Genomic DNA, 24,317 nt, shown 5'->3' with positions numbered 1-24,317 from the left:
GCTATGGCATGGCGGGCGCCGCAGGGAGTTGAACCGCCACATAGGCCAGTCGCCGATCACGCATGACCAGCAGGGCGACGGTCTGGCCGGACGGGGTGTTCGACAGGGTGCGGCTGAAGTCCGCGACGCGGCTCATCGGCGCGTCGTTGACCGCCACGATCAGGTCGCCGGCACGAATCCCTTCGCTGCGTGCCAGCCCGGCGGCGTCGCGCACCATCAGGCCGCCTTCGACGCCCAGCTGACGGAGTTGCGCGGGGCTCAGTTCGCCCAAGGTCAGCCCGACACCGTCTCCCCAATCCGGCGCAAGCCCGGAGGGCAGCGCGGTTCTCTGCGCGCGATGCTGGGCGAGCGTCACCGACAGCGTCTGCCTGGCGCCGTGCCGCCAGACGTCGAGGTCGACGCGGCTGCCGGGGCGGTCCTTGGCGACCCGCTGCAGCAGATCGGTGAAGTGCCCGATGGCCACGCCGTCGTACGCCGTGACGACATCGCCTCGGCGCAGGCCGGCGCGCGCGGCGGGACCGGCGGCGTCGATCCGCACCACCAGCGCTCCGACCGGTTTCCCCGCGAGGCCGAAGGAACGCGCGAGCGCGGGCGTGACCTCCTGGAATTCGGCGCCCAGCTCCGCCCGCCGGACTTCGCCGTTGGCTCGCAGTTGCTTGGCGACCTCGACCGCCAGGTTGATCGGCACGGCGAAGGACAGGCCCATGTAGCCGCCGCTGCCGCTGTAGATCAACGAGTTGATGGCGACCACTTCGCCCCGGCTGTTGAAGAGCGGACTGCCCGAACTGCCGGGATTGATGGCCACGTCCGTCTGGATGAAGGGGATCTCCCCGGCACCGCCGATGAGGCGGTTCACGGCGCTCACCACGCCGGCCGTGACGCTGCCCTGGAACCCGAAGGGTGCGCCGATCGCCGCGACCCAGTCGCCGGGCGCGAGTCGCGAGGAGTCCCCGAGGGCTGCCGGCGTGAGCCCGGTCGCGTCGATGACCAGCAAGCCGACGTCCGAACGCGGGTCGGTGCCGAGCACCCGGGCCTGGAAGCGCCGTCCGTCGTCGAGCCGCACCTGGGCTTCGTCGACGCCGGCGATCACGTGGGCGCTGGTCAGGATCACGCCGTCGCTGCTGAGGATGACGCCGGACGCGAGATCGCGAATCTGGCTGATGCGCGCGCTCGTGGGAAGCGGCCAGGCGAGCCGGTCGGCGAAGTCGTTCTCCGGAGCGAACTCGAGCTCGCCGTCTCCGGGGCTTTCATCGCGCCCGATCCGGAGCGTGCTGATCTCGACGACGCTGGCGCTGCGGCTCGCCACGAGGGAGGAGAACGAAGGGGTCGAGCGCCAACGCAGCGCGACCGGTCCGGTCGTCATGGCCGGATCGGAACTGCAGGCACCCAGCAGGCAGGCGAGACCCACCGCGGCCGCGCCCCATCCGATGGGAGCGGGCTTCACGCTTCAGACCGCCTGAGGCGACAGGGTCGTGGGACGCACCACCGCCTTCGAGTCCTTCGCCGCCCGGACTGCCGTACCGAAGGCCTGCAGCCGGGCGGCGTAGCTGCCGTCCTCGACCTCGCGCTGGGTGAAGCTGGCGCTCAGCAGCGGCGCCTTGCCGACCAGCTGGGCGATCTCGGCGGCGGCGTTGGGCGCGCCCTGGCCTCCCATGACCGATATCACGGCCACATCGGGCATGTGATCCCGCCGCCTGGCCACGAAGCTGCGCATCGGGCCGGCCAGTTGCAGCGCCCAGATGGGCGACACCAGCACCACCGCGTCGAAGTCGCGTGGCAGCGGGCCGCTGTAGCCGATGTCCGGCCGGAGCTTGAACAGCGATTCGACCAGGCAGCGCAGGCTGCCGAGCACGCCCCGGCGAGGCCGCGCGTCCACGATCTCCGCCATGGGCCAGCCTTGCTGGCTGCACAGGAGCTCGGCCACCCGGCGCGATGTGCCGGTGTAGGAATAGAAAACCACGAGGATCTTGCTCATCGACCTCTCCGCTTCGTACATCGAGCCCCCAATGTAGAAACAGCGAGTGGCCGTGAACTTGCGCTGAATCAAGGCCGATGGAAGACGGACGCAAGTAAAGGGCGTTTCGCGCCGTCGGCGCCTGGTTTGACGCCGCGCAAGGGTGCCCGGCCTGGCGCGCGATAACTTGGGTCATTCGTTCACCGCCGTCCACGGAGCTCCTCATGCAGACACCCAAGACCATCCTTCTTCATCTCGACAGTTCCCCGCGCGCCGCGGAGCGCGTCAAGCTCGCGCGTCAGGTCGCCGAGGCCTTCGAGGCCGAAGTGACCGCCCAGCCGTGCACCCTGTCGGCACTGCTGCGCTATCCCTATGCACTGGAAGCTGCGGCCGAAGCGGTGGCGATCATGCAGTCGCTCGATCGGGATTCGCGCGACAAGGCGCACGCGACCTTCATGAGCGCCGCGGCAGGGTCGCCGCGCCTGCACTGGACCGAGCCGATGGCCGACGCGCCGTGGGCCTTCGCCCGTCGGGCCCTGTATGCCGACCTGCTCATCCTCGGGCAGCCCGACCCGGATGATCCCAATGCGGGAGAGCTGCCGTCGGATTTCGTCTCCAGCGTGCTGGTCGAGAGCGGCCGGCCTGCGCTGCTGGTGCCGTATGCGGGGCCGGTCGGCACGATCGGCCGGCGGGTGCTGATCGGCTGGAAGGAGACGGCCGAGGCCGCGCGCGCAGTGTCCGCCGCCTTGCCCTGGCTCGCTCGTGCGCAGGCCGTGCAGGCGATCAGCTACGGCGAGGATGCCGATGCCTCCTTGGGCAGCCTGCGTGCCTATCTCAAGGCGCAGGGGGTGGAAACAGAGGTGCACTCAGGCGGCCCGGAGGAGGGCGAGGCCGGGGAGAGGCTTCTCTCGGCAGCCGCCGACATGAGCGCGGACCTGCTCGTGATGGGCTGCTACGGCCACAGCCGGGCGCGTGAGTGGGTGCTCGGCGGCGCCACCCGGTCGCTGCTGCGATCCATGACCCTGCCCGTGCTGATGTCGCATTGAAGCGAGCGCGACCATGACGCTCCCTGTCCATCCGCGGTCGCAGCCCGAGGACTTCGCCCTGCTCGACGCCTGGTGGCGCGCCGCGAACTACATCTCGGCCGGGCAGATCTACCTGACCGGCAACCCGTTGCTGAGCGAGCCGTTGTCGCTGGCGCACATCAAGCCGCGCCTGCTCGGCCACTGGGGCACGACGCCAGGGCTGAACTTCATCTACGCCCACATGAACCGCGCAATCAAGGCGAGGGATCTCGACGCGATCTTCATTGCCGGCCCCGGGCACGGCGGACCCGGCGTGGTGGCCAACAGCTGGCTCGAAGGGACCTACAGCGAGGTGTATCCGGCCATCGGGCGCGACGCCGACGGCCTGCGGCGGCTGTTCACGCAGTTCTCGTTTCCTGGCGGCATCTCGAGCCATGCGGGTCCGGAAACCCCGGGCTCCCTCCACGAGGGCGGCGAACTGGGGTACTCGCTGCTGCACGCCTACGGCGCCGTCCTCGACAACCCCGACCTGCTGGCCTGCTGCGTGGTCGGCGACGGCGAGGCCGAGACCGGCCCGCTGGCGGCGAGCTGGCATTCCAACAAGTTCCTGAATCCGGCGAGCGACGGCGCGGTGCTGCCCATCCTGCACCTCAACGGCTACAAGATCGCCGGCCCGACGGTGCTCGCAAGAATCGGCGATGAGGAACTGACCCTGCTGTTGCGCGGCTACGGCTACGAGCCGCGGATCGTCGCGGGTCAGGAGCCCGAACTGATGCATCGGTTGATGGCCGGCGCGCTCGACGCGTCGCTCGACGCGATCCGTGCGATCCAGGACGAAGCCCGCTGTGATGGCTTCGGCCGCCGTCATCGCTGGCCGATGATCGTGCTGCGATCGCCCAAGGGCTGGACCGGTCCGCGCGAGGTCGATGGCGTGCCGGTCGAAGGAACGCAGCGCGCGCACCAGGTGCCCTTGAGCGGCTTTGCGGACCACCCTGCGCACGTGGGGCTGCTGGAAGACTGGCTGCGCAGCTACCGTCCCGAGGAGCTGTTCGACGCGGACGGCCGGCTGCACCCCGAAATCGCCGAACTCGCACCCGTCGGCCCGCGCCGGATGAGTGCCAATCCGCATGCCAACGGCGGCTTGTTGCTCAAGGACCTGCGCATGCCCGACTTCCGGCGCTACGCCGTGGCGGTGCCCGCCCCCGGCGCGGCCACCGCAGAGGCCACGCGGGTCGCCGGTGCGATGCTGCGCGACCTCATGGCGCTCAATGCGCAGGACCGCAACTTCCGCGTCATGGGTCCCGACGAGACCTCGTCCAACCGGCTGGACGCTCTCTTCGAGGTCACCGGCCGCACCTCGACCGCGGAGATCCTGCCCGGGGACGATCATGTGTCGCCCGACGGCCGCGTCATGGAGGTGCTGAGCGAGCACCTGTGCCAGGGGTGGCTCGAGGGCTACCTGCTCAGCGGGCGCCACGGGCTGTTCTCGTGCTACGAGGCCTTCATCCACATCGTCGACTCGATGTTCAACCAGCACGCGAAGTGGCTCAAGGTGTCGGGCCAGATTCCGTGGCGGCGACCCATCGCGTCGCTCAACTACCTGCTGACCAGCCATGTCTGGCGCCAGGACCACAACGGCTTCAGCCACCAGGACCCGGGTTTCATCGACCATGTGGTGAACAAGAAGGCCGGGGTGGTGCGCGTATATCTGCCGCCCGATGCCAATTCGCTGTTGTCAGTGCTCGACCACTGCCTGCGCAGCCGCCACTACGTCAACGTGATCGTGGCCGGCAAGCAGCCTCAATCGCAGTGGCTGGACATGGAAGCGGCCGTGCGGCATTGCAGCGTCGGCCTCGGCATCTGGCCCTGGGCCAGCAACGACCAGGGCGCGGAGCCCGATGTCGTCATGGCGTGCGCGGGCGACGTCCCGACGCTCGAGACGCTGGCCGCGGTCGACCTGCTGCGCCGGGAGCTGCCGGAGCTGAAGGTCCGGGTCGTCAACGTGGTCGACCTGATGACGCTGCAGTCGCCCTCGGCCCACCCGCACGGGCTTCCCGATGCGGAGTTCGATTCGATCTTCACGACCGACAAGCCGGTGATCTTCGCCTACCACGGCTACCCATGGCTCATTCACCGGCTGACCTACAAGCGCACGAACCACGGCAGCTTCCATGTCCACGGCTACCAGGAAGAGGGCACGACCACGACGCCCTTCGACATGACCGTGCTGAACCGGCTGGACCGCTTCCACCTCGCGGCCGATGCCATCGACCGCGTGGCGCGGGTCCGCGACAGGGCGGGCCACCTGCAGCAGGCGCTGCGCGATCGCCTGCAGGCGCACCGGGCGTGGATCACGACGCATGGCGAAGACATGCCGGAGATCCGCGACTGGCGCTGGACCTCTTGAGCGCGGTCGCGCGTCAGCGCACGCGCTCCGGCCGACCCGTCGCCGGAGCGCCGCTCAGTCCAGCGTCACCAGCGCGACGACGGCTTTGATCACGAGCCACAGCACCGCGGCACCCACGAGCCCGAGCGCGGTGATGATTCCGACTTTGCGCATCATGGAAAGGCTCCATCGGTGTGGGCGTGGCTCTTCGTGCAGGCGCGGCACTCAATGGGCCATCAGAACGGGAAGCGTCATCGAATCCAGCACGGTCCGGCTCACGCCGCCCAGCAGCAGCTCGCGCGCCCGGCTGTGGCCGTAGCAGCCCATCACGAGCAGGTCCGCGCCGCAGTCCGCGGCGGTCGACAGCAGCGCCTCGCCGGCATGGTCCTGCGGAAGCCTGGCGTGCTCGTGCACCCGCTCGATGCCATGCAGATACAGGTAGTCGCGCACCTTCAAGGACAGGGGCTGCGATTCGTCGCCTTCCTCTTCGATCAGATGCACGTGGCGTGCGCTCTGCAGGAAGGGGATCGCGGCGGCGAGCGCCCGCGCACATTCGCGCGTGGGCTTCCACGCCAGCAGGACGATGTCCGGCGAACTTGCAAGCTCGCCGGAAAAAGGAACGACCAGCGCCGGACGACCGCTGCCGATCACGATCGATTCGACGAAGCCGGCGGGCACGTCGAAGCCGTTCGCGTCATCGGGATCGCGCTGGCCGAGGAACACGAGGTCCGCCAGGAGCGCCTGGCGGGTGAAGGTCTCGACCACCGGCTCGCTGGTCAGCTCGAGCCATTCGCAGGGCGCGTCCGACACGGCGCACGCCTCCTGGTAGGTCGCGATCGCGCGGCGGCGATGCTCGGCATCGATCGGTTCACCTGGCGGCAATGGCGGAAGGCCGGGCCCGACGGGCAGCAGCGCAAGGTGGTTCGGCGCCACGGCGAACAGGGCGCTGACACGGGCGCGCCACGCGAGCGCGAGCCGCAGTGCGAGATGGAGTCGGGCGGCGGCGCGGGTGGTGCCGTCCAGGTGCACCAGGAGGGATCGATACGCGGTCATGGCGTTCCCCGTGTGCGAAGAAGTTGGTGTCAAGGCGCCGCAAGCCGCGGCTCAGTCCTGGACCACCAGGTCGTTCTTCACGGAGGTCACGCCGGGTGCGGACCATGCCGCGTGCTGCACCGCGTTGAACTCGGCCCACGAATGCACTGTACCCCGCAGTTTGATCTGCGAGCCGGTCACCGCGATGTCGATCTGCTCGGCCTCGCGATCCGCCTGCCGCACGAGCGCATCGCGAAGGCGTTTTTCGACGTCGGAAGGAACGACCTTCGGCGTGAAGCCGATCAGGTTGGAGACTCCGGTCACGCCCATCAGATTGCGCACCGCCTTTTCCGCCGCCTTGCGCTGGTATTCCCATTCGACTTCACCGGTGAGCGTGACCCAGCCGTTCTCCACCATGGCCTTGACCTTGTCCGCGGGAACGAGCGCCGACCACGCGAGCCCGCGTTCGACCGCGAGGGCGATGTCGGCGTCGGTGCGCTGGTCGGAATCAGGCAACTTGACCGTGATCTCCACCGCCAGCGCCTTGACGCCGCTGACGCGTTGCGCCGCCCGCTCGGCGGCGTACTTTTCGGCGTGGCTCGCCACATGGCCGGTCAGCGTGACCACGCCGTCGCTGGCGGCCACGCCGAGGCCGGTGGATTTGATCGCCGGGTCCCAGTCCAGTTCTGCCTGGACGTCGCTTCGAAGTTCAGCGTCCGATCTCATGATGCTTCCTTTCGTTCATCTGCAATTCGCGAAGCGACGCGCGCAGCGTGCGCTTCAGTGTCACTCTAGGGCGCCTGGGCGGGGCCGCCTTGCGCTGGATCAAGCGCGCGCAATGCCGGATGTCAGCGGCCCCGCGGGCCGGCGTCATCCGCCGTGCGCTGGCAGTGCGTTCAAGGGAATGCGCAGGTAGGCGATGCCGTTGTCGTCAGGCGGCGGCAGTTGTCCGCCCCGCACGTTGACCTGGATCGACGGGAGGATGAGGGTCGGCATGTCGAGCGTCGCGTCGCGCGCGGTGCGCATCGCGACGAACGCGTCCTCGCCGATGCCGTCGCGGGCGTGGATGTTGCCGGCGCGTTGCTCGGCCACGGTGGTTTCCCACCGAGGCTGGCGAGAGGCCGGCGGGTAGTCGTGGCAGACATACATCGTCGTCTCGGGCGGCAGGTCGAGCAGCCTTCGCATCGAGCGGTAGAGCTGACGCGCGTCGCCGCCGGGGAAATCGGCGCGCGCGCTGCCCAGGTCGGGCATGAAGAGCGTGTCGCCGACGAAGACCGCGCCGTCGATCAGGTAGGCCATGTCGGCGGGGGTGTGGCCGGGCACCAGCAGCGCGGTGGCCTCGATGTCGCCGATCCTGAAGGTCTCGCCGTCCTTGAACAAGTGGTCGAACTGGCTGCCGTCGGGCAGGAAGCCGGGCTCGAGGTTGAACAGCTTCTTGAAGGTCGATTGAACGAGGCGGATGTGCTCGCCGATGGCAATCCGGCCGCCCGCATGGGCCTGCACATGCCGGGCGCCGGACAGATGGTCGGCGTGCGCGTGGGTTTCGAGGATCCAGTCGACCTGCAGGCCGTTGTCGCGGACATGGGCGAGCAGCCGGTCGGCCGATCGGGTGCTGGTGTGGCCCGACCTGAAATCGTAGTCCAGCACCGGATCGATGACCGCGGCGCGGTGGGTGGCCGGGTCCCACACGACATAGGAAATGGTCCATGTCTGGGGATCGAAAAAGCCTTGGGTGGTGGCTCGGTTTGCCATGAGGGTCGCTCCGGGTTGCGTATCAATCTATTGACAAATAATATATAAAAACATATAGTATTTCAATCGGAAAGAAAAAGCTCTTCATGAAGCGTGCACTGCCTGTCATCGACCCTGAAGCCCTGCGCGGTGCCGCAAGCCAGGCTGTCGGCGCGCTCAAGTTGCTCGCCAACGAGGACCGGCTGCTGCTGCTGTGCCAGTTGTCGCAAGGCGAGATGTGCGTGAGCGACCTGGAAGAAGCACTGGGGATCCATCAGCCGACGCTGTCGCAACAGCTGGGCGTCCTGCGCGGGGAGGGCGTGGTTCAGACCCGCCGCGAGGGGCGGACCATTTTCTACCGCGTGTCCGACCCGGCGATGCTTGAAATCCTCTCGCTTCTCTATCGCCTGTACTGCCCGAAGGAAGACCGATGACCATCGACTGGAACCACTTCACGCCGCTTGCCGCATTGGCCGGCGGTGTTCTGATCGGCATCGCCGCGGCGATGTTCGTGCTGCTCAACGGGCGCATCGCCGGGATCAGCGGGGTGCTAGGCGGACTGCTCCGGCCTGTCGCCGGCGACCTGGCATGGCGTGTGGCCTTTGTCCTGGGCTTGATCGGCGCGCCCCTGGCGTATGCCGTGTTCGCTGCGGTGCCCGAGCCCCGGATCAACGCCGGCTACGGCGCGTTGGTGCTCGCGGGGCTGCTCGTGGGCGCAGGCACCCGCTACGGTGCCGGCTGCACCAGCGGTCATGGCGTGTGCGGTCTGTCCCGCCTGTCACCGCGCTCGCTCGTCGCGACGGCGGCCTTCATGGGCGCCGGATTCGTGACGGTGTTCGTGATTCGCCATCTGCTCGGAATCTGAGGTCTTCGCCATGTTCATCGTTCTCGCTTCGCTGCTCTCCGGGCTGGTCTTCGGCCTGGGCCTGATCGTTTCCGGGATGGCCGATCCGGCCAAGGTGCTCGGCTTCCTCGACCTGGCTGGCCCCTGGGATCCGTCGCTGGCGTTCGTGATGGCGGGGGCCATCGCCGTCGGCACGGTGGCATTCATGGTTGCGAAGCGGCGTGCCGCCTCGCTGCTCGGCGCTCCGATGCGGCTGCCTTCGTCGCGCCTCATCGACCGCCGTCTGGTCGGCGGCAGCCTGCTGTTCGGCGTTGGCTGGGGCATCGCCGGCTTCTGCCCCGGGCCGGCGCTGGTGTCGCTCGGCATGGGCGAGGTCAAGGCGGTGGTCTTCGTGGCCGCGATGCTGGCGGGCATGGCGGTGTTCGAGTTGCTCGAACTGCGCCGGCGCGCGCCAGCATCCCGAACCGCCTGAACCTGAGCGGCCTGCCGTCTATTGGATCTTCAGGGTCCGGCTGCCGGAGCCTTCGCGCTTGGGCAGGGTGAGGCGCAGCACGCCGTCGTCGAGCTTCGCGACGGCGGCCTTGTCGTCGACGTCGCTGGCGAGCGTGAAGCCGCGCGAGACCGTGCCGTGGTAGGTCTCGCGAACCAGCGAGCGGCCGTGCGTTTCTTCCTGCTCCTTCTTGACTTCGGCGGCGATCGAGACATAGTTGCCATCGATCGAGACGCGAATGTCTTCCTTCTTGGCGCCGGGCAGTTCAGCGCTCACGAGGTACTCCTTGTCGTTCTCGCTGATGTCGACGCGGATGTCTGCCGGCAGCGTGTGCTCGTCGATGAGTTGCATCGGGCGTGCCCAGCGGCGGAACAACTCGGGAAACAGATTGTCGATTCGATCGAAGCGGGTCAACGTGTTCATTTGAGGTACTCCAGTACGGGTTGGACGGTATCGATCGGCGGTCCCGGGGACGGCTTTCGACCGACGCAGCCAGTCTATGCACGGGGCAGGGCGGCGAATTGCGCCCGGTCAAGGAACCGTCATGTCGATGACGAACTTGCGCTGCGTCAACTCGCGGGTGCGGAGCGCGCCAATACTCTGGTGCCTCGATCCACTTTCGAAGGAGGTTCCCATGTACCAGCGAATCCTTGTTCCCGTCGATGGCAGTTCGACCTCGGACCACGGCCTCGACGAAGCGATCCGCATCGCGAAACTCACGCAGGGGCGGATTCGCCTGTTCCACGTGATCGACGATCTTTCGTTCGCGTTGGCGCTCGGCAGCGAACCGCGCCATGCGGACGACCTTCTGAAACAGCTGCGCAGCGAAGGCTCGCGGATCCTGGACGAGGCGCAGGCCACCGTCCAGGCCGCCGGGGTCGATGTGGATACTTGCCTCGGCGACAACTTTCCCGGCTCGGTGCAGGACAAGGTCGCTGCCGAGGCGGTGGACTGGGGCGCCGAGCTGATCGTGCTCGGCACCCACGGGCGGCGCGGAGCGGCGCGGCTGATTCTGGGAAGCGGCGCGGAGCGCATCCTCCGGCAGGCGCCCGTGCCCGTCCTGCTGGTCCGCGCACCCGCCGGCAAGGATGCCGCTGCCGAATTGCTGCGAGCGAGCGCGTCCGTGGCCGCGATGGCCGCCGCCTGAAGTGGAATCCTTTCACACCGCCTTCCAGCCCGTGGACCGTACGCTGGTGACCGCGCTGCAGCAACACCTGCAGGCAGAAGCTGGCCGGGCGGTGTCGCTGATCGAAACCCACATCTCCTGGGTGCTGCTGACCGACCGCCTGGCCTACAAGCTGAAGAAGCCGGTGGGCCTGCCGTTCGTCGACTTCCGCACGCTGGCGGCACGCAAGCATTTTTGCGAAGAAGAATTGCGGCTCAACCGCCGACTTGCGCCCGAGATCTACATCGACGTGACGGCGGTGTGCGGCACGCCCGATGCCCCGCACCTGGGCGCCGGCGAGCCGATCGACTATGTGGTCCGCATGAGGCGCTTTCCGGAGGCTTCCCTGCTGCGCAACCTGGTCCTCGATGGCCGGCTCCGGATCGAGCAGCTGGCGCGCTTCGCGCAGCACCTCGCCGAGTTCCACGACCGGGCGGACGCAGCGGCGCTCTCCTCGGCATTCGGTACACCCGAGCAAGTCCTTCGGACGATGAAGACCGCGCTTGCAGGCCTGGCCGACGAGCCTGTTGCCGGACCGCTGGCGGCGTTGCGGGCCTGGGTGGAGGCACAGGGAAGCGCGCTATGGACCGCGTGGGCCGAACGGCACTGCAAGGGCTTCGTGCGTGAATGCCACGGCGATCTTCACTTGTCCAACGTGGTGCTCATCGACGACGCGCTGACGGCCTTCGATTGCATCGAGTTCGATCCGGCGCTGCGCTGGATCGACGTCATCAGCGACGTCGCCTTTCTCTCGATGGACTTCAAGGCCCACGGCCGCGAGGATCTCGCGTTTCGCTTTCTCGATGTCTATCTGCAGCACAGCGGCGACTATGCCGCCATGCCGGTGCTGCGGGCCTACGAGGTCTATCGCGCGCTGGTGCGTGCCATGGTGGCGAGGCTTCGGGATCGGGAGTGCGCGGAGCGCGCGACGAGGGCCGGCCCCGACTATCTTGCCTGCGCGGCGGGCCTCGCCAGCCAGGCCGGCCGTCCGACAGCGCGACTGATGATCACGCATGGCCTGTCGGGGTCGGGAAAATCGACGATCGCGACGGAAATGCTGGCGTTGGCCGGGGCGATACGCATCCGGTCGGACATCGAGCGCAAGCGGCTCTTCGGCTTGGAACCCCTGGCGCGCTCCGTGGGCCATGACATCTACACGCCCGAGGCGACCCGGCGCACCTTCGATCGGCTGTGGGCCTGCGCCAGGACCGCACTGCAGGCCGGCTATCCGGTGATCGTGGATGCCGCGTTCCTGCGCCGGGACGAGAGGCTGGCGTTCCGCGCCCTGGCCATCGAACTGGGCGTGCCTTTCGCGATCCTCCATTGCGAAGCGACCGCAGCGCAGTTGCGAGAGCGGGTCGCGGCGCGCCAGGCCAGCGGGAACGATGCGTCGGAAGCAAACCTGCAGGTGCTGGAGCGGCAAATTGCGACACACGAACCACTCGACGAGGGGGAGCGTGCGACGGCGTTCCATGTGGTGAGCGACGCGTCGCTGAAGATCGCGCCGCTGGTGGACCGCTGGCTCGCGCTGAAGCGCTGACGGGGGCGCCTATTCGAACAACAGCGCCGCGGAGGGCAGATCCACCTTTGTCGACGCGCCCGGGGATTCGGTCTTCGCCTTCGATTCGGCCGGCGCGCGCACCAGCAGCACCGGCACGGTGGCGTAGCGCAGGATGTTCTCGGCGCTGCTTCCCATCACCACTCTGCCGACCCCGCGGCGGCCGTGGGTGCCGAGCACGATCAGGTCGGCGGGCCAGCTGGCGGCCTCGGTCGTGACCTGTTCGTGCACTGACCCCGAGAAAGTGTCGCGCAACGCGACGTCGGCTTCGACTCCCGCGGCCTGCGCCGTGGCCCTGCTTTTTTCGAGGAGGGCCCGGCCCTGTTCACGCAGGCTGTCGAGCCAGTCGCCCGCATAGCCCGCATAGGCATCCATGGCAAGGGCGAAGGACAGTTCATCGATCACGTGCAGCAGCCGCAATTGGCCGTGGGTGAGCTGGGCGATGCGGAGGGCTTCGTCCAGCCCGCGCTCCGATGTCGGACTGCCATCGACGGGTACAAGAATTCGTTGATACATGTCAGGCCCTTCTGAAATCCAGTGATGAGGGTCTTCAGTATCCTGACATTGCATGTCGGAGATTTGATCTGGCGCAACTCCGCCCGCTCGTTCGCATTGAACATTGGGGACCCCAGACCTTTCTCCGGAGTGCACCATGAAGATTCTTCTTGCCGTCGACGGCAGCGACTACACGAAGCGAATGATTTCCTACCTCGGAGCGCACAGGGACCTGTGGGTGACGGGGCATGCGTTCACGGTGCTGCACATCGTCCTGCCCGTTCCGCACCGGGCCGCGGCTTTCGCCGGGCCGGACATCGTGCACGCCTACTACGAGGACGATGCCCGAGTCGTTCTCGAGCCCGTGCGGGCGCAGCTGGCCGAACAGGGGATCGTCGCGGAGGTGGTCCACAAGGTGGGCCACCCGGCGGACGAGATAGCGTCCTATGCGGAAAAAGGCAAGTTCGACCTCCTGGTCATGGGATCGCACGGGGTGGGCGCGCTGAAGAACCTGGTGCTGGGCTCGGTCGCCACCAAGGTGCTGGCGAAGTGCGCGGTGCCGGTATTGCTGGTGCGTTGAAATGAAGGCGTTCATGTTCGTCGCCGCGACCTTGCTCGCGACACTGATTTTGGTCGCAGCCGGACTGGGGGAGGCGGACCAGGGGCCATCGATCGGATGGGTCGGGTTATCGCAACGATGAGGTTCCGGGAGTTCCTGGCGAGCGCGTCCGACTGCGAACAGGGGGCGCCAAGGCCCAGTCGGGGCCGGCGTCTATTCGAAGGGCGTGGCCTTCCTCACGACCGACTCGGCCGTTTCGATGCCGCCCGCCTTGTCATCGCGTGACGCGCTCTCGATCGAAGGGTCCGGCAGCTCGTTCGGCCGCTCGATGTCGGTTCGGTCCGGATCCCATACGGGCCGGGGGAACTCGCCTGCAGGCTCTTCGTCAGGGGTCGGGGCTGCGGATCGGCGTGTGCGTCCTGGCCCGGGGCGGGGCTTCGAGTGCTTCTTCATGATCTGCTGCCTTTGGCTCAAGGACGTGAGGACGCGGTGGGGGCAATCAGTGGGCTATGAATCGGCGGCTGCTTGACGGGCAGGCGCTCATTTGCCGGTCGTCCTGGCCACCGCATCCTTGGCCGCCTGCGCCGCCTGCCGCGTGGCCTCTTCGGCCTTCTGCAGCGCCTCACGCGTTGCGCTGGCGGCCGCCTTGGCTTCTTCCTTGCTGGCGGCCACGGCGCTCCGGACCGCCGCCTCGGCCTTCGCGAGAGCTTCCCTGGTGGCCGCAGACGCCTTCTTGCTTTCCTCTTCGGCCTTGAGCGCGGCTTCCTTGCTGGCGTCGAGTGCCCGGCTGACGGATTCCGATGCCTTCTCCTCGAAGCGGTTCGCCGAATCCGCCGCCTTCTTCGCGGCGCGGCGGATGGCCTCGGCGATCGCCTGGGAGACCTTGCCGGCGTTCACCTTGCTTTGCTCGGCGGCGGCCTTGGCTGCGTCGGCGGCCTTCTGTGCGGCGATTTCCGCATCGCGGGCGGCCTTGCTTGCGGCATCGCGAATCTTCTGCGTCGGCGTCGATGCGGGACTCAGCTGGCCGGGTGCCGTGTAGTCGGCGGCGGTCGCTCCAGCGCATGCCACGGCAACCAGCATCGCAAGCAGCATCTTCGGTGACATGGCATGGTCTCCCGGGTTTCAAAAGCCGCCACTCAGGCGCCCACGTGCACCGAGGCGATCTCCGCGTCGGTGGACGTCGGATTTCAGGTATTTCCTTTCATGGCGGACCGACTCTCGTTGCGGTACCGCTGAGGCAACTGTAGGCAGGGGGCCGCGACACGGCTTGCGCTGGATCAAATGGAAGCCAACTCTCGTCATGCGGAGTTCTTGATCTGACGCAAGGCGCGAGCGTCGGTTCGGAGCCACGCTGCCACTCTCGCCGCGCAGGCGTGAAAAGACACAGGAGCCGCCCATGACAACCGATGCGATCTACTGTTTCGATCGAGCGAGCGTCCTGTTCGCAATCCATCCAGAGGGCAGCGCAGGACCTCGCGTCGTTGCGGAGATAACCGAAGACGCGCTGCGCGACATCTTCGGCGCCCAGGGAGGGGGCGACGGCCTCGTCGAGGCGTGTCGGGAGCACGCCGACCGGATCGAGGAGTCGGCGATGCGGCACTACCGGCGCGATCCGGAGAAGCCGGTGATGCTCCAGACCGCCGACTTCGAGCTTCCGTGGTCGCTGGCGACCGATTCGGTACATTGAGCGGAGCCAGTGAGGACCACATGGTGCACGCTTTGCTCGACCATCTTCCGCAATGAGAGGGACCCCATGGCTGTTCGATCCTTGGCAAGGTGCCTCCTGGCGGTCTCGGCGCTCTCCGGCGTGCCGGCCGCTGCCCAGTCACGCGGAGAACTGCTGTATACGACGCACTGCGTCGCCTGCCATACCACGCAGGTTCACTGGCGAGAGCGGAGGCTCGCGAAGGACTGGAACAGCCTCCAGGCGCAAGTGGCGAACTGGCAAGCCGCAGCCTCGTTGAACTGGAGCGAGGACGACATCGCCGCTGTCACGCAGCATCTCAACGAGCGCTTCTATGGATTCAAGGCGCCCTCGGGCCCGCCGGTGGTGTTGGGGCCGACGGGGCGCGAGCGGCCCTGATCGCACCATCAAGAAGTGGGTGCGAGATAGTCGTGTTCGACGGTGCCGAGCGCGAGCGTCATGTCGGCGATGTAGTGCACCGCCGATTCGACCTTCAGCACCGGCAGCTCGGCCACCGGCGCCAGCGCGTGCGGATGCAGTTCGAGCGAGGCAGGGCCGCTCCAGGCGCCGTGCAGCGTGACGTCGACCATGTGGTAGCGCACCAGCTCGCAGATGCGCGGGGTGCCGTCGACATGCGGGATGATCTTGAGCAGGAAGTTCGGCTGCGCGATCGCTGCGAGTATCGGCGCGTGTTCGAGCGTGCGGTGCTTGAAGCCCATCGTCGCCTTGGCGACCCGCACCTTCCCATAGTCGAGGGTGCCGACCACCACGTCGGTCTCGTAGTCGAGTACCGGCGAGGCCAGCTTCTTGGGAAAGCCCCACAGCTCGCGGCCGCCGGCGATCGGCGGATGGTCGTCGAGGTACATCGCGTGCACGTAGGCGCCTTGCTCCATCCCCTTGTCGGTGCGCAGCTGCACCGGGATCACCTGGCCCGATTCGGTGTAGTCGCCGAAGCCGGTGGAGTCTGGCATGCGGATGAATTCGTACTTCACCAGCGGCTCGACCACTTCGAGCGGTTCGGGCACCACGGCACGCAGCGCATCCATGTCGGTGCGATAGGTGATGACGACGAACTCGCGCCGCGTGAAACGGTACGGCCCCGGTGGAAATGCCGGACTGGTCAGGGGCATGGCGAATGCGGTCCGGCGTATGTCGGCGATGTTCATGGGGGCTCCGGGTTGGTTGCGTGAGAATTCATCGGCCGCTAGATGCGAACCTCGGGAGGCGTTGCCGGATGTTCATGGGGGTCCGTCATTTGGATGCTACAACGCACAGCATGCGGCGCATTCACAACCGAAAGGAAAAAGCGATGTCAGGAAAAGTTGCAGTGGTCGTTGGCGGCGGCAGCGGAATGGGTGCCGCCGCCGCCCGCAAGCTTGCGGGGAACGGGTTCGAGGTGGCGGTCTTGTCTTCGTCCGGCAAGGGCGAGGCGCTCGGCAAATCGTTGGGCGGCATCGGCGTCACCGGGTCCAACCAGTCGAACGAGGACCTTGCGCGCCTGATCGATCTGACGATGGCGCGCTGGGGCCGCATCGACGTACTGGTCAACGGTGCCGGTCACGGGCCCAAATCGCCCTTGCTCGAATTGACCGATGCGCAGTGGATTTCAGGCATGGACATCTACCTGATGAACGTGGTCCGCGCGGTGCGGCTGGTCACGCCGGTGATGGAGAAGCAGAAGGACGGCGCGATCATCAACATCTCGTCGGCCTGGGCCGTGGAACCCAGCGCGATGTTCCCGGTTTCGGGTGTGTTCCGTGCCGGGCTTGCCGCCTTCACCAAGCTCTACGCCGATCAGTACGGGGCCAGCAACGTGCGCATGAACAACGTGCTGCCTGGCTGGATCGACAGCCTGCCGGCCAAGGAGGAGCGCCGCCAGAGCGTGCCGCTGCAGCGTTACGGCACCAGCGAGGAAGTCGCGGCGACCATCGCCTTCCTTGCCTCGGACGATGGCGCCTACATCACGGGTCAGAACATTCGGATCGATGGTGGGCTGATGCGCTCGTTGTAGGTGCGTGCCTGACGCGCAGCATCGGCGAGCTTGAACGCGAACTGCAAGGGCGTGGTGGCGGTGGGGATCGCAGCCAGGGCGATCGACGCCTGTCGCGATGCGGCCTCGATGCCGGTCTTCGATGGCGTCACCGAGAACCCCCTTTTCGCGGACATTGACAGCAGTGCGGCAACCTGTTCGCGCCCGTTCATCCCTCCGCCTCCGAGTCCGCCGCGATGCTCGCTCGCTGGCGCTGCGCTAGGCGGGACTTGCCGCGCCGCGGCGGTCAGTCGACCGACACCTTGACGTGCTTGAGCACTTCGGCGTAGCCAGCGCGATCGGCTTGCATCAGGTCCGCTACCTGCTGTGCAGGACCAGGGCTTGCCACGAAGCCGAAGGTCGCCAGGCGATCCTTCACCTCGGGCTGCGATAACGCCTCGTTGACGCCCTTGTTGATCGCGTCCGCGGTGGCGGCGGGCGTGCCGCGCGGCGCCATCAGCCCGACCCACGACAGCGAACTGACGCCCTTGGGCCCGCCCGCCTCCTCGAGCGTGGGCACCTCCGGCAGTGCCGGCGAGCGCGCGGCGTCCGCCACCGCCAGGAAGCGCAGCTTCCCTGCGCGCGCAAGGGGCCCCGCGGTTGCGATGCTGGCGTAGGCCCAGTCCACCTCGCCGGTCGACACCGCCGCGTACAGCTGCGAAGTCTCCTTGTACGGCACGTGCATCATCTCGACGCCCAATGCGTGGCCGAGGCGGGCCGAGCCAGGTGGATCGGCCCGCCTACCGCGTTCGAGCCGTAGCTCAGTACCCTGGACTTGCTGCCTGCTGCGTCGAGCAGGTCCTTGAGTGTCTTGTAGGGGCTGTTCGCGCCCACCGCCACGAAGAAGGCGGTCTTGTAGAGCAGCGCCACGGGCACCAGGTCCTTCTCGGGGTCGTAGGCCAGCTTCCTGAAGATCAGCGGGTTGATCGACAGGTTGCCGACGTCGGCCACCACAAGATCGTTGCCGGTCGGTGGCGCGCCCTTCACCGCATTGATCGCGACCACGCCCGCGCCCCCCGGCTTCGGGTCGACGACCACGGGGCGACCCCATGTCGCCTGCAGCCTCTCCGCCACCACCCGCGCGATGGTGTCGGGGCCGCTGCCGGCCGGCAGCGTGCTGGTGATGCGCACCGGGCCCGCGCTCAGGCCTGCGGGGGCCTGTGCGTTCACCAGCGGCGAGAGTGCGAGGGCGGCGAGCGTGGCTGCGGTGGCCACGAAGCTTCTTCTGTGCATGCTTTGTCTCCTGTGGGGCCGTGTCAGGCTCAGGCTTCGTCGACGATCGGGTTGCGAAGCACGCCGATGCCCTCGATCTCCACCTCGCACACATCGCCGGCCTTCATCCACACGGGCGGCTTGCGCGCCATGCCCACGCCCGAGGGCGTGCCGGTGATGACGATGTCGCCCGGCTGCAGCGCCATCGCTTCGGAGCACACCGAGACCAGCGTGGCGACGTCGAAGATCATGTGGCGAGTGTTGGCGTCCTGCAGCGTCTCGCCGTTCAGGCGGCAGGTCAATTGCAGTCCGCTCGCACCTGCAGGCAGCTCGTCGGCGGTCACGAACTCCGGCCCGAACGAGCCGCTGGCGTCGAAGTTCTTGCCCAGCGTCCACTGGTTGGTCCGCAGTTGGTAGTCGCGGATCGAACCGTCGTTGAACAGCGAATAGCCGGCCACGTGATCGAGCGCCTTCTCCTTGGGGATGTAGCGCCCGCCCTTGCCGATGACCGCGACCAGTTCGGCCTCGTAGTCGAACTGCGTCGACACCTTCGGGCGCAGCAGCGGCTGCTCGTGGCCGACCCACGAAGAGGGATAGCGCTGGAACACGACCGGGAACTTCGGCGGCTCGAAATTGCTTTCGGCCGCGTGGTCGATGTAGTTCAGGCCGATCGCGAAAGCCTTGGCCGGGTCCCGCACCGGCGGCAGGTACTTCAGGCCGTTGATCGAGCGCCGCGTGCCCGCGCGCGCGACCGCGTCGCGGGCCGCCTGCATGCCGGCTTCGCCCAGGCGCAGCAGCGCGTCGAGCGTGTCGGGCAAGCCGAGGGCGGTGAGGTCGACAAGTTCGTGGCCGATGCGCACGCCCAGCACGGGTCGACCCTGGTCGTTGGCGAATGCGATGAATCTCATGAGGGGGCTCCGGAAACGGGTTCGTGGTTGGTGATGAAGTCGTCGGGGAGCGGCGGCCCCCAGACGTAGAGCGAGTCGTGCGGCGGATGGTCGGCAGCGGGCCAGTCGAGGTCGTGGGGCACGAAGTCGATTTCGTGCGAGTACTCGGCATAGCTGCCCCAGGGATCACGCACGTAGTAGAAGTAGTTCGATCCCAGCACATGGCGGCCCACGCCCCAGCCCTTGTCGTGGCCGGCGGCGCGCATCTGCTCGGCGCCGTTGCCGACCTCGTCGATGCTGCCGACGTCCCAGCTCGAGTGGTGAAGTCCTGGCGCGTGCGATTTCGCGAACGCCACCAGGTGGTGGTCGCTGCCGTGCGGCCCATGCATGAACGCGATCACATCGCCCGAATGGTCGGACATGCGAAGGCCCAGCACCTGGGACGAGAATTCGGCCATGCGCCGCACGTCGGGCGTGAAGAACAGCAGGTGCGAGAGATGGCGCGGGCGCACCTGCGGCACGGCGCTGCGTGCCGGGGCCGCGCCTTGCCCCGGTGCGGCATCGCTGCGGGCCGCGGCGCGCGACTTCTCGCTCGGCGAGACCTTGGAAGCGACGATCAGCTGCAGCGGCGTGCCGTCCGGGTTGCGCAGCCACAGCCCGTCGCCGTCGGACAGCCGGTGCGCGGGGCAGGCGAGGCCGTGGCCTTGGATGCGCTCGCGCCATGCGGGCAGGTCGGCCTCGTCGATGCCGTAGCTCAGGTATTCGAGGCGCTTGGCCTCGTCGCTCTCGAAGACCGAGCCCCAGCAGTGCGGGTGGCCCCAGGTGTGGAGGTCGATACGGTCGGCTGAGCGCCGGACCTCGAGCCCGAAGGCAAGGTAGAAGCGCTCGGCCTCGTCGAGGTCAGGCACCGAGAACACGAAGCGGTTCAGCGAATGGACGGCGACGACGCCGGCGCGGCGACGCAGGTGGGCTGCGGTCATCGGGGCGCTCCTTCAGCCGGCCTGGCCGGTGATGTGCTTCAACAGGGCCCCGCCGTCAGCGGGCCACGTATCCGCGCGCCATGCCACGTGCTGGTCGGGGCGGATCAGCGTGTAACGCGCGCCGTACAGCTGCTTGAGCACGCGCTCCTGTGGCTGGATCACGGTCAGCGGAATGCCCGCCGCGCGGGCCGCCTCCTGCGCCTGCGTGAGCCCCGCCGCATCGGCGTCGTGCGACGCCAGCAGCGTGAAGCCCTGGCCGAAGTGGTCGTAGAGCGAGCTGCCGTCGTGCAGCCAGGCGTGCGGCGCGAGTGCACCGGGCCGGGCGCTCGGGATGTAATTCAGGAAGTCGAAGACCGGCGCCTCGCTGCCGTCCGGCACGATCACGGGTGAGCCCTCGTAGCGGTAGCCGAGCACCACGCCGAGCGTGTTGAACTCGCGCAGCTTCGCGACCTGGATCCGCATGCCGACCTCGCGGCGCATCTGCTCGCCGGCCTCTGTCGCGTCCTCCAGCCCTTCCTGCCAGAGCTGGTTGCCGAGCACCGAGTGGTTGGCGACCGCTTCGTCCATCACCATGTCGTGCACCGGGCGGCGCTCCTTCTCGTAGCTGTCGAGAAGGGCCGGTGCGCCCCAGCCCTGCAGCACCGCGGCGATTTTCCAGCCGAGGTCGACGCCGTCGGCCACGCCCATGTTCATGCCATAGCCGCCGAAGGGCGGATGCAGGTGGCAGGCGTCGCCCACGAGGAACACGCGGCGGTCGGCGTACTTGTCGGCGATCAGGCGGCTCGCCACCCATTCGTCGGTGCTGAGGACTTCGACCTCCAGCGCGTCGAGCCCGGTCGCCCGGCGGATCAGGTCCGGCGCGTCTTCGGCGCTGAGCTTCTGGCCCTCGCGCAACTGCGTGGGCATGAAGAACCACTTGTCGCCGCTGTCCATCGGGCCGATCAGGCTCGGCACGTCGCCGTTGATCTGCCAGTACATGATCGCCGGCCCGTGCCGGTGCGCCTGGGCGAGACCGGGCGCGCGGAACACCACGTTGTAGTTGCGCGAGAGGCCATAGCTGCCCTCCAGCCTGGCGCCGATGGCCGCGCGCACCGTGCTGCGCGCGCCGTCGGCGCCGACCAGGTAGCGGCAGGCGACCTCGAAGCTGCCTCCGTTCTCGAGGTCCTTCACCTGAGCGACGACGCCGGCGTCAGCCTGCTCGAAGAGCGCGAGCTCGCAGCTGAAGCGCAGCTCGACGCTGGGCAGCGTCTGCACGTGCGCGCGCATCACTTCCTCGACCGAATACTGGGGGATCCACTGCGCGTGCTCGGAGTACAGCGGGTTCTTGCCCGGCGCGCAGTACATCGCGTTCTCGATGCTCGCCAGGCGCGGGCCGTTCAGGCGGGTGCAGAACACCACGTTCGAGGGATAGTCCAGCCCCAGCGGCGATGCCGCGCGTAGCGCGTCGGCGATGCCCCAGCGCCGCATGTGCTCGCGGGTTCGCACGTTGGTCGTCTTGGCGCGGGGCGCGTAGCCGACGCGGTCGTTGCGCTCGATCAGCAGGCAGGGGATGTCGCGCTGCCCCAGCTCGATCGCGAGCGCCAGGCCCGCGGGGCCGGCGCCGACGATCAGGACCTGCGGCTGCGTATTGGGTTCTTGCTTCACTCTCGTCTCCTTCGCCCCATGGACATTGGCATCCACGGCGCTGTTGGAGGCGGATGGTAGGAAGGCGGCCGAAATAACAAAAGATGGCAGAATCGTCGAACCGATACCTCTTTCGTATCGGTCTCCAGTTTCATGAAGTTGCACCACCTGCGCGATCTGCTGGCTGTCGCCGACCATGGCAGCCTGCGCGCCGCCGCCCGCGAGATCGGGATCGCCCAGCCGGCGATGACGCGGAGCATCCAGGAACTCGAAAGGGAACTGGGCGTCGCCCTGTTCGAGCGAAGGTCGCGCGGCATCGTGCCCACCGCGATCGGCGAGGCCTTCATCCGGCGGGCACGCAGCGTCGACAACGAGTTGCTGCGCGCGCGCGACGAGGTCGCGCAACTGCGCGGCCTGACCCACGGCAGCGTGCGCGTGGCGCTGTCGATGGTGCCGCACATGGCCTTGCTGCCCGAGGTGCTGCGCCCCTTCCGCCAGCGCTTTCCGGATGTGCGGCTCGATGTCCTCGACGCCGTGTTCCCTACGGTGGCGGCCGAGGTGCAGGACGGAACGATCGACTGCTACGTCGGCCCCCCGCCCGAACAGGTGCCCGAGGGCCTTCTTGTCGAGAAGCTCTTCGACAACACCCGTGTGATCGTCGGACGCAGGGGCCATCCGCTCGGCCGCGCCAGGTCATTGAGCGAGCTCGTGGCGGCGGAGTGGCTCACCACCTCGATCACGGCCCAGGCGGAGCACGAACTCGGCCCCCTGTTCGCGCAGCATGGCCTGCCGCCGCCGACCCTGGTCATGCAGGCGCATTCCGCGCTGACGCTGATCGTTACCTTGCTCTATTCGGACCTGCTCGCCATGCTGCCCTCGCAATGGATGAGTTTTCCGTTGACGCGCGATGTGCTGCAGGCCTTCGACATCTCGGAGCCGCTGGCGGCGCCCCCGATCTGCATCATCCAGCGCGCGGGCCTGCCGTTGACACCGGCCGCGGAGCATCTGTGCGACCTGTTGCGGCGCGCCGCCGGCCACATGGAAAACGGGAACATGGGCGAGGCCGTCGGCGTGCCCTGACCCGCTCACGCCGCCGGCGTGAAGCCGCACCGCGCCCGCGAAGCCTCGCCACGATGGCGGCGTCCGATTCATTTCAGGTATCGATAGCGCAGGTTTGGCATCTTCTGCGTTCGCTCGCCCGCGACTAGGATCCGCGGCGGCGACGGCCATCGTGTCGCCGGCAGCCGAACCCTATCGAAGGAGACAAGACATGACAGCAGCCGTAGCGGCGCTACCCCGGAAGTTCCGCCAGCTCATCGCCGGTGAGTGGGTCGAGGCGGAGGGCGGCCGGACTTTCGACGACATGAACCCCTTCAGCGGGGACGTCTTCGCCGAGGTACCCGTCACGACCGGCGGGCGGATCCAGTCCGGCATGGTCAACGTCAACGGGCCGACCATGGGCGGCGAGCCGCAGATTCCGTTCGGCGGCGTGAAGGACAGCGGCTGGGCGCGCTTCGGCCGCTGGGCCATCGACATGTTCACCGATCTCAACTTGGTCACGGTGAGCCAGAACAAGCGCCAGTACCCGCTGTAGGCACGGTCGACTCTCCCCCGGAAAGAAAGCACATGAAAAAGATAGACATCTACAACCACGTTCTGCCGCCGGCCTATTTCGACCTGGTCAAGAAGCACTCGAAGGACGCCGGCATCGTCAAGCGCATGGCTGGCCTGCCGATGCTGTGGGACCTCGAAGCCCGCGCGAAGATGCTGGACGAGAAGTTCCCCGACGTCGTCCAGGTGCTGACTCTGAGCGCCCCCGCGCCAGAGTACCTCGGCGGCCCGGACCAATCGCCCGGCTTCGCCCGCGTCGCCAATGACGGCATGGCGGAAATTTGCAAGCGCTGGCCCGACCAGTTCCCGGTCTTCGTGGCCTCGTTGCCGATGAACAACGTGCCGGCGGCGCTGAAGGAAATGGACCGCGCCATCGAAGAACTCGGCGCCCGGGGCGTGCAGATCATCACCAACGTCAACGGCCGGCCGCTGGACGATCCGGAGTTCTATCCGATCTTCGAGCGCATGGCGAACAAGCATCGCTTGCCGATCTGGATGCATCCGTTCCGTCCGGGCACCACGGCCGACTACAAGGGCGAGGAGCGCTCCAAGTACGAGATCTGGCAGGTGCTCGGCTGGCCCTTCGAGACTTCGGTGGCCATGTCGAGGATGGTGTTCTCGGGCCTGCTCGAGAAGCTGCCCGACCTGCGGATCATCACGCACCATTGCGGCGGGATGCTGCCCTATTTTGCCGGTCGGGCCGAATCGCTTTGGGCGCAACTCGGCAGCCGCAGCGCGGACGGCAGCGAGGCCGACGTGCTGAAGCGGCTGTCGAAGGCGCCGATCGAATACTTCAAGATGTTCTACGGCGACACCGTGCTGGGTGGTTCCCGGGCGGCGCTGCGCTGCGGGCTGGACTTCTTCGGTGTCGATCATGTGGTGTTCGCATCGGACTGTCCGTTCGACCCCGAAGGCGGTCCGATGTTCATTCGCGAAGGCATCCGCTCCGTCGAGGACTTGGGCCTCAGCGACGAAGACCGCGAGAAGCTCTACCTGGGCAACGCCCTTCGGCTGATGCGCCTGCAGCGCATCGGCAAGTAACGATCACAAGC

General features: G+C 67.7%; 29 protein-coding genes. 14 read left to right on the top strand and 15 right to left on the bottom strand.

Translation table 11 applies throughout. The annotated features are described in order from the left end of the window. Position 1 precedes the first annotated feature (1 nt). Both QTI68_RS00675 and QTI68_RS00670 read right to left on the bottom strand, forming a co-directional pair. Complete coding sequence (locus QTI68_RS00675; protein ID WP_286518963.1) at positions 2-1,444, bottom strand: trypsin-like peptidase domain-containing protein; 1,443 nt, start codon at positions 1,442-1,444, stop codon at positions 2-4. 3 nt (positions 1,445-1,447) lie between these two features. Next, positions 1,448-1,975, bottom strand: coding sequence for a flavodoxin family protein (locus QTI68_RS00670; protein WP_286518961.1), 528 nt, complete (start codon positions 1,973-1,975; stop codon positions 1,448-1,450). A 203-nt stretch (positions 1,976-2,178) separates the two neighbouring features. Here QTI68_RS00670 and QTI68_RS00665 point away from each other — a divergent pair, with 203 nt between their 5' ends. Together QTI68_RS00665 and QTI68_RS00660 are read left to right on the top strand one after the other, a co-directional pair. Continuing rightward, complete coding sequence (locus QTI68_RS00665) at positions 2,179-3,000, top strand: universal stress protein (protein ID WP_286518959.1); 822 nt, start codon at positions 2,179-2,181, stop codon at positions 2,998-3,000. A 13-nt stretch (positions 3,001-3,013) separates the two neighbouring features. Further along, entirely contained in the window at positions 3,014-5,386 is a 2,373-nt protein-coding gene (locus QTI68_RS00660) for a phosphoketolase family protein (RefSeq protein ID WP_286518957.1), read from the top strand. 204 nt (positions 5,387-5,590) lie between these two features. Here the strand turns inward: QTI68_RS00660 and QTI68_RS00655 are convergent, their stop codons facing one another. The 3 genes from QTI68_RS00655 to QTI68_RS00645 all read right to left on the bottom strand — a co-directional run bounded on the left by QTI68_RS00655 (position 5,591) and on the right by QTI68_RS00645 (position 8,149). After that, a complete protein-coding gene (locus QTI68_RS00655) occupies positions 5,591-6,418 on the bottom strand; it encodes a universal stress protein (protein ID WP_286518955.1) in 828 nt (275 codons plus the stop codon). A 51-nt stretch (positions 6,419-6,469) separates the two neighbouring features. Continuing rightward, positions 6,470-7,123: a BON domain-containing protein gene (locus tag QTI68_RS00650; RefSeq protein WP_286518952.1), complete on the bottom strand. Its 654-nt coding sequence runs from the start codon at positions 7,121-7,123 to the stop codon at positions 6,470-6,472. A gap of 144 nt (positions 7,124-7,267) precedes the next feature. After that, the gene (locus QTI68_RS00645; RefSeq protein ID WP_286518951.1) at positions 7,268-8,149 is read right to left on the bottom strand and encodes an MBL fold metallo-hydrolase; all 882 of its coding nucleotides are present in this window, start codon (positions 8,147-8,149) and stop codon (positions 7,268-7,270) included. Between the two features lie 86 nt (positions 8,150-8,235). Between QTI68_RS00645 and QTI68_RS00640 the strand changes: the two genes are divergently transcribed. The 3 genes from QTI68_RS00640 to QTI68_RS00630 are packed head-to-tail and all read left to right on the top strand — an operon-like array spanning position 8,236 to position 9,444. Next, entirely contained in the window at positions 8,236-8,562 is a 327-nt protein-coding gene (locus QTI68_RS00640; protein ID WP_286518950.1) for an ArsR/SmtB family transcription factor, read from the top strand. Further along, positions 8,559-8,993: a YeeE/YedE family protein gene (locus QTI68_RS00635; protein WP_286518949.1), complete on the top strand. Its 435-nt coding sequence runs from the start codon at positions 8,559-8,561 to the stop codon at positions 8,991-8,993. Before QTI68_RS00640 ends, QTI68_RS00635 begins: the two co-directional genes overlap by 4 nt. Positions 8,994-9,003: 10 nt before the next feature. Further along, positions 9,004-9,444, top strand: coding sequence for a YeeE/YedE family protein (locus QTI68_RS00630; RefSeq protein WP_286518947.1), 441 nt, complete (start codon positions 9,004-9,006; stop codon positions 9,442-9,444). Positions 9,445-9,462: 18 nt separating this feature from the next. On the opposite strand, the gene QTI68_RS00625 is transcribed toward QTI68_RS00630, so the two are convergent. Beyond that, positions 9,463-9,885 carry an Hsp20/alpha crystallin family protein gene (locus QTI68_RS00625; RefSeq protein ID WP_286518945.1) on the bottom strand — a complete coding sequence of 141 codons (423 nt, stop codon included), beginning with the start codon at positions 9,883-9,885 and terminating at the stop codon, positions 9,463-9,465. Between the two features lie 211 nt (positions 9,886-10,096). Here QTI68_RS00625 and QTI68_RS00620 point away from each other — a divergent pair, with 211 nt between their 5' ends. Continuing rightward, the gene (locus QTI68_RS00620) at positions 10,097-10,609 is read left to right on the top strand and encodes a universal stress protein (RefSeq protein WP_286518942.1); all 513 of its coding nucleotides are present in this window, start codon (positions 10,097-10,099) and stop codon (positions 10,607-10,609) included. A gap of 1 nt (position 10,610) precedes the next feature. Then, the gene (locus QTI68_RS00615; protein WP_286518940.1) at positions 10,611-12,167 is read left to right on the top strand and encodes a bifunctional aminoglycoside phosphotransferase/ATP-binding protein; all 1,557 of its coding nucleotides are present in this window, start codon (positions 10,611-10,613) and stop codon (positions 12,165-12,167) included. A gap of 9 nt (positions 12,168-12,176) precedes the next feature. Here QTI68_RS00615 and QTI68_RS00610 read toward each other — a convergent pair whose 3' ends face one another. Further along, positions 12,177-12,701 (bottom strand): universal stress protein, encoded by a 525-nt coding sequence (locus QTI68_RS00610; protein WP_286518938.1) that lies wholly within the window; start codon positions 12,699-12,701, stop codon positions 12,177-12,179. A 136-nt stretch (positions 12,702-12,837) separates the two neighbouring features. Between QTI68_RS00610 and QTI68_RS00605 the strand changes: the two genes are divergently transcribed. Beyond that, complete coding sequence (locus QTI68_RS00605; protein WP_286518935.1) at positions 12,838-13,260, top strand: universal stress protein; 423 nt, start codon at positions 12,838-12,840, stop codon at positions 13,258-13,260. 519 nt (positions 13,261-13,779) lie between these two features. On the opposite strand, the gene QTI68_RS00600 is transcribed toward QTI68_RS00605, so the two are convergent. Further along, positions 13,780-14,343, bottom strand: a complete 564-nt coding sequence (locus QTI68_RS00600) for a hypothetical protein (protein WP_286518933.1) — start codon at positions 14,341-14,343, stop codon at positions 13,780-13,782. 292 nt (positions 14,344-14,635) lie between these two features. On the opposite strand from QTI68_RS00600, the gene QTI68_RS00595 reads away from it, so the two are divergent. Both QTI68_RS00595 and QTI68_RS00590 read left to right on the top strand, forming a co-directional pair. Next, a complete protein-coding gene (locus tag QTI68_RS00595; protein ID WP_286518931.1) occupies positions 14,636-14,926 on the top strand; it encodes a DUF1488 family protein in 291 nt (96 codons plus the stop codon). Positions 14,927-14,992: 66 nt separating this feature from the next. Further along, positions 14,993-15,322 (top strand): cytochrome C, encoded by a 330-nt coding sequence (locus QTI68_RS00590; protein WP_286518929.1) that lies wholly within the window; start codon positions 14,993-14,995, stop codon positions 15,320-15,322. A gap of 8 nt (positions 15,323-15,330) precedes the next feature. Here the strand turns inward: QTI68_RS00590 and QTI68_RS00585 are convergent, their stop codons facing one another. After that, positions 15,331-16,089: an acetoacetate decarboxylase gene (locus QTI68_RS00585; protein WP_286518927.1), complete on the bottom strand. Its 759-nt coding sequence runs from the start codon at positions 16,087-16,089 to the stop codon at positions 15,331-15,333. A 143-nt stretch (positions 16,090-16,232) separates the two neighbouring features. On the opposite strand from QTI68_RS00585, the gene QTI68_RS00580 reads away from it, so the two are divergent. Beyond that, positions 16,233-16,934: an SDR family oxidoreductase gene (locus QTI68_RS00580; RefSeq protein WP_286520177.1), complete on the top strand. Its 702-nt coding sequence runs from the start codon at positions 16,233-16,235 to the stop codon at positions 16,932-16,934. On the opposite strand, the gene QTI68_RS00575 is transcribed toward QTI68_RS00580, so the two are convergent. The 6 genes from QTI68_RS00575 to QTI68_RS00555 all read right to left on the bottom strand — a co-directional run bounded on the left by QTI68_RS00575 (position 16,892) and on the right by QTI68_RS00555 (position 21,675). After that, the gene (locus QTI68_RS00575; protein ID WP_286518926.1) at positions 16,892-17,125 is read right to left on the bottom strand and encodes a hypothetical protein; all 234 of its coding nucleotides are present in this window, start codon (positions 17,123-17,125) and stop codon (positions 16,892-16,894) included. The two genes, QTI68_RS00580 and QTI68_RS00575, sit on opposite strands and share 43 nt — an antisense overlap. Before the next feature lie 74 nt (positions 17,126-17,199). Next, a complete protein-coding gene (locus QTI68_RS40325) occupies positions 17,200-17,640 on the bottom strand; it encodes a tripartite tricarboxylate transporter substrate-binding protein (protein ID WP_503011613.1) in 441 nt (146 codons plus the stop codon). Next, positions 17,637-18,185 carry a Bug family tripartite tricarboxylate transporter substrate binding protein gene (locus tag QTI68_RS40320; RefSeq protein WP_503011612.1) on the bottom strand — a complete coding sequence of 183 codons (549 nt, stop codon included), beginning with the start codon at positions 18,183-18,185 and terminating at the stop codon, positions 17,637-17,639. The genes QTI68_RS40325 and QTI68_RS40320 overlap by 4 nt, the downstream gene beginning before the upstream one ends. Before the next feature lie 29 nt (positions 18,186-18,214). Beyond that, a complete protein-coding gene (locus QTI68_RS00565) occupies positions 18,215-19,072 on the bottom strand; it encodes a fumarylacetoacetate hydrolase family protein (RefSeq protein WP_286518924.1) in 858 nt (285 codons plus the stop codon). Beyond that, positions 19,069-20,031, bottom strand: a complete 963-nt coding sequence (locus QTI68_RS00560; protein WP_286518923.1) for a VOC family protein — start codon at positions 20,029-20,031, stop codon at positions 19,069-19,071. Before QTI68_RS00560 ends, QTI68_RS00565 begins: the two co-directional genes overlap by 4 nt. Before the next feature lie 12 nt (positions 20,032-20,043). After that, on the bottom strand, positions 20,044-21,675 hold the full coding sequence (locus QTI68_RS00555; RefSeq protein WP_286518922.1) for an FAD-dependent monooxygenase: 1,632 nt from the start codon (positions 21,673-21,675) through the stop codon (positions 20,044-20,046). 132 nt (positions 21,676-21,807) lie between these two features. Between QTI68_RS00555 and QTI68_RS00550 the strand changes: the two genes are divergently transcribed. The 3 genes from QTI68_RS00550 (at position 21,808) to QTI68_RS00540 (ending at position 24,306) form a co-directional block, all read left to right on the top strand. Continuing rightward, the gene (locus QTI68_RS00550) at positions 21,808-22,734 is read left to right on the top strand and encodes a LysR family transcriptional regulator (RefSeq protein ID WP_286518921.1); all 927 of its coding nucleotides are present in this window, start codon (positions 21,808-21,810) and stop codon (positions 22,732-22,734) included. A gap of 190 nt (positions 22,735-22,924) precedes the next feature. Beyond that, positions 22,925-23,248: an aldehyde dehydrogenase family protein gene (locus tag QTI68_RS00545; protein ID WP_286518919.1), complete on the top strand. Its 324-nt coding sequence runs from the start codon at positions 22,925-22,927 to the stop codon at positions 23,246-23,248. Between the two features lie 32 nt (positions 23,249-23,280). After that, complete coding sequence (locus QTI68_RS00540) at positions 23,281-24,306, top strand: amidohydrolase family protein (RefSeq protein ID WP_286518917.1); 1,026 nt, start codon at positions 23,281-23,283, stop codon at positions 24,304-24,306. Positions 24,307-24,317: the final 11 nt, after the last annotated feature.

This window comes from Variovorax sp. J31P207 (genome assembly GCF_030316965.1).
Classification (GTDB): Bacteria; Pseudomonadota; Gammaproteobacteria; order Burkholderiales; family Burkholderiaceae_C; genus Variovorax; species Variovorax ginsengisoli_B.
This window is presented reverse-complemented; position numbering and strand designations above follow the sequence as displayed.

What these genes read in the sequence shown, in the direction of transcription:
- QTI68_RS00670 (WP_286518961.1), bottom strand. Translation starts at nt 1,975, where the DNA reads ATGAGCAAGATCCTCGTGGTTTTCTATTCCTACACCGGCACATCGCGC.
- QTI68_RS00665 (WP_286518959.1), top strand. Translation starts at nt 2,179, where the DNA reads ATGCAGACACCCAAGACCATCCTTCTTCATCTCGACAGTTCCCCGCGC.
- QTI68_RS00660 (WP_286518957.1), top strand. Translation starts at nt 3,014, where the DNA reads ATGACGCTCCCTGTCCATCCGCGGTCGCAGCCCGAGGACTTCGCCCTG.
- QTI68_RS00655 (WP_286518955.1), bottom strand. Translation starts at nt 6,418, where the DNA reads ATGACCGCGTATCGATCCCTCCTGGTGCACCTGGACGGCACCACCCGC.
- QTI68_RS00650 (WP_286518952.1), bottom strand. Translation starts at nt 7,123, where the DNA reads ATGAGATCGGACGCTGAACTTCGAAGCGACGTCCAGGCAGAACTGGAC.
- QTI68_RS00645 (WP_286518951.1), bottom strand. Translation starts at nt 8,149, where the DNA reads ATGGCAAACCGAGCCACCACCCAAGGCTTTTTCGATCCCCAGACATGG.
- QTI68_RS00640 (WP_286518950.1), top strand. Translation starts at nt 8,236, where the DNA reads ATGAAGCGTGCACTGCCTGTCATCGACCCTGAAGCCCTGCGCGGTGCC.
- QTI68_RS00635 (WP_286518949.1), top strand. Translation starts at nt 8,559, where the DNA reads ATGACCATCGACTGGAACCACTTCACGCCGCTTGCCGCATTGGCCGGC.
- QTI68_RS00630 (WP_286518947.1), top strand. Translation starts at nt 9,004, where the DNA reads ATGTTCATCGTTCTCGCTTCGCTGCTCTCCGGGCTGGTCTTCGGCCTG.
- QTI68_RS00625 (WP_286518945.1), bottom strand. Translation starts at nt 9,885, where the DNA reads ATGAACACGTTGACCCGCTTCGATCGAATCGACAATCTGTTTCCCGAG.
- QTI68_RS00620 (WP_286518942.1), top strand. Translation starts at nt 10,097, where the DNA reads ATGTACCAGCGAATCCTTGTTCCCGTCGATGGCAGTTCGACCTCGGAC.
- QTI68_RS00610 (WP_286518938.1), bottom strand. Translation starts at nt 12,701, where the DNA reads ATGTATCAACGAATTCTTGTACCCGTCGATGGCAGTCCGACATCGGAG.
- QTI68_RS00605 (WP_286518935.1), top strand. Translation starts at nt 12,838, where the DNA reads ATGAAGATTCTTCTTGCCGTCGACGGCAGCGACTACACGAAGCGAATG.
- QTI68_RS00600 (WP_286518933.1), bottom strand. Translation starts at nt 14,343, where the DNA reads ATGTCACCGAAGATGCTGCTTGCGATGCTGGTTGCCGTGGCATGCGCT.
- QTI68_RS00595 (WP_286518931.1), top strand. Translation starts at nt 14,636, where the DNA reads ATGACAACCGATGCGATCTACTGTTTCGATCGAGCGAGCGTCCTGTTC.
- QTI68_RS00590 (WP_286518929.1), top strand. Translation starts at nt 14,993, where the DNA reads ATGGCTGTTCGATCCTTGGCAAGGTGCCTCCTGGCGGTCTCGGCGCTC.
- QTI68_RS00585 (WP_286518927.1), bottom strand. Translation starts at nt 16,089, where the DNA reads ATGAACATCGCCGACATACGCCGGACCGCATTCGCCATGCCCCTGACC.
- QTI68_RS00580 (WP_286520177.1), top strand. Translation starts at nt 16,233, where the DNA reads ATGTCAGGAAAAGTTGCAGTGGTCGTTGGCGGCGGCAGCGGAATGGGT.
- QTI68_RS00575 (WP_286518926.1), bottom strand. Translation starts at nt 17,125, where the DNA reads ATGAACGGGCGCGAACAGGTTGCCGCACTGCTGTCAATGTCCGCGAAA.
- QTI68_RS40325 (WP_503011613.1), bottom strand. Translation starts at nt 17,640, where the DNA reads ATGATGCACGTGCCGTACAAGGAGACTTCGCAGCTGTACGCGGCGGTG.
- QTI68_RS40320 (WP_503011612.1), bottom strand. Translation starts at nt 18,185, where the DNA reads ATGCACAGAAGAAGCTTCGTGGCCACCGCAGCCACGCTCGCCGCCCTC.
- QTI68_RS00565 (WP_286518924.1), bottom strand. Translation starts at nt 19,072, where the DNA reads ATGAGATTCATCGCATTCGCCAACGACCAGGGTCGACCCGTGCTGGGC.
- QTI68_RS00560 (WP_286518923.1), bottom strand. Translation starts at nt 20,031, where the DNA reads ATGACCGCAGCCCACCTGCGTCGCCGCGCCGGCGTCGTCGCCGTCCAT.
- QTI68_RS00550 (WP_286518921.1), top strand. Translation starts at nt 21,808, where the DNA reads ATGAAGTTGCACCACCTGCGCGATCTGCTGGCTGTCGCCGACCATGGC.
- QTI68_RS00545 (WP_286518919.1), top strand. Translation starts at nt 22,925, where the DNA reads ATGACAGCAGCCGTAGCGGCGCTACCCCGGAAGTTCCGCCAGCTCATC.
- QTI68_RS00540 (WP_286518917.1), top strand. Translation starts at nt 23,281, where the DNA reads ATGAAAAAGATAGACATCTACAACCACGTTCTGCCGCCGGCCTATTTC.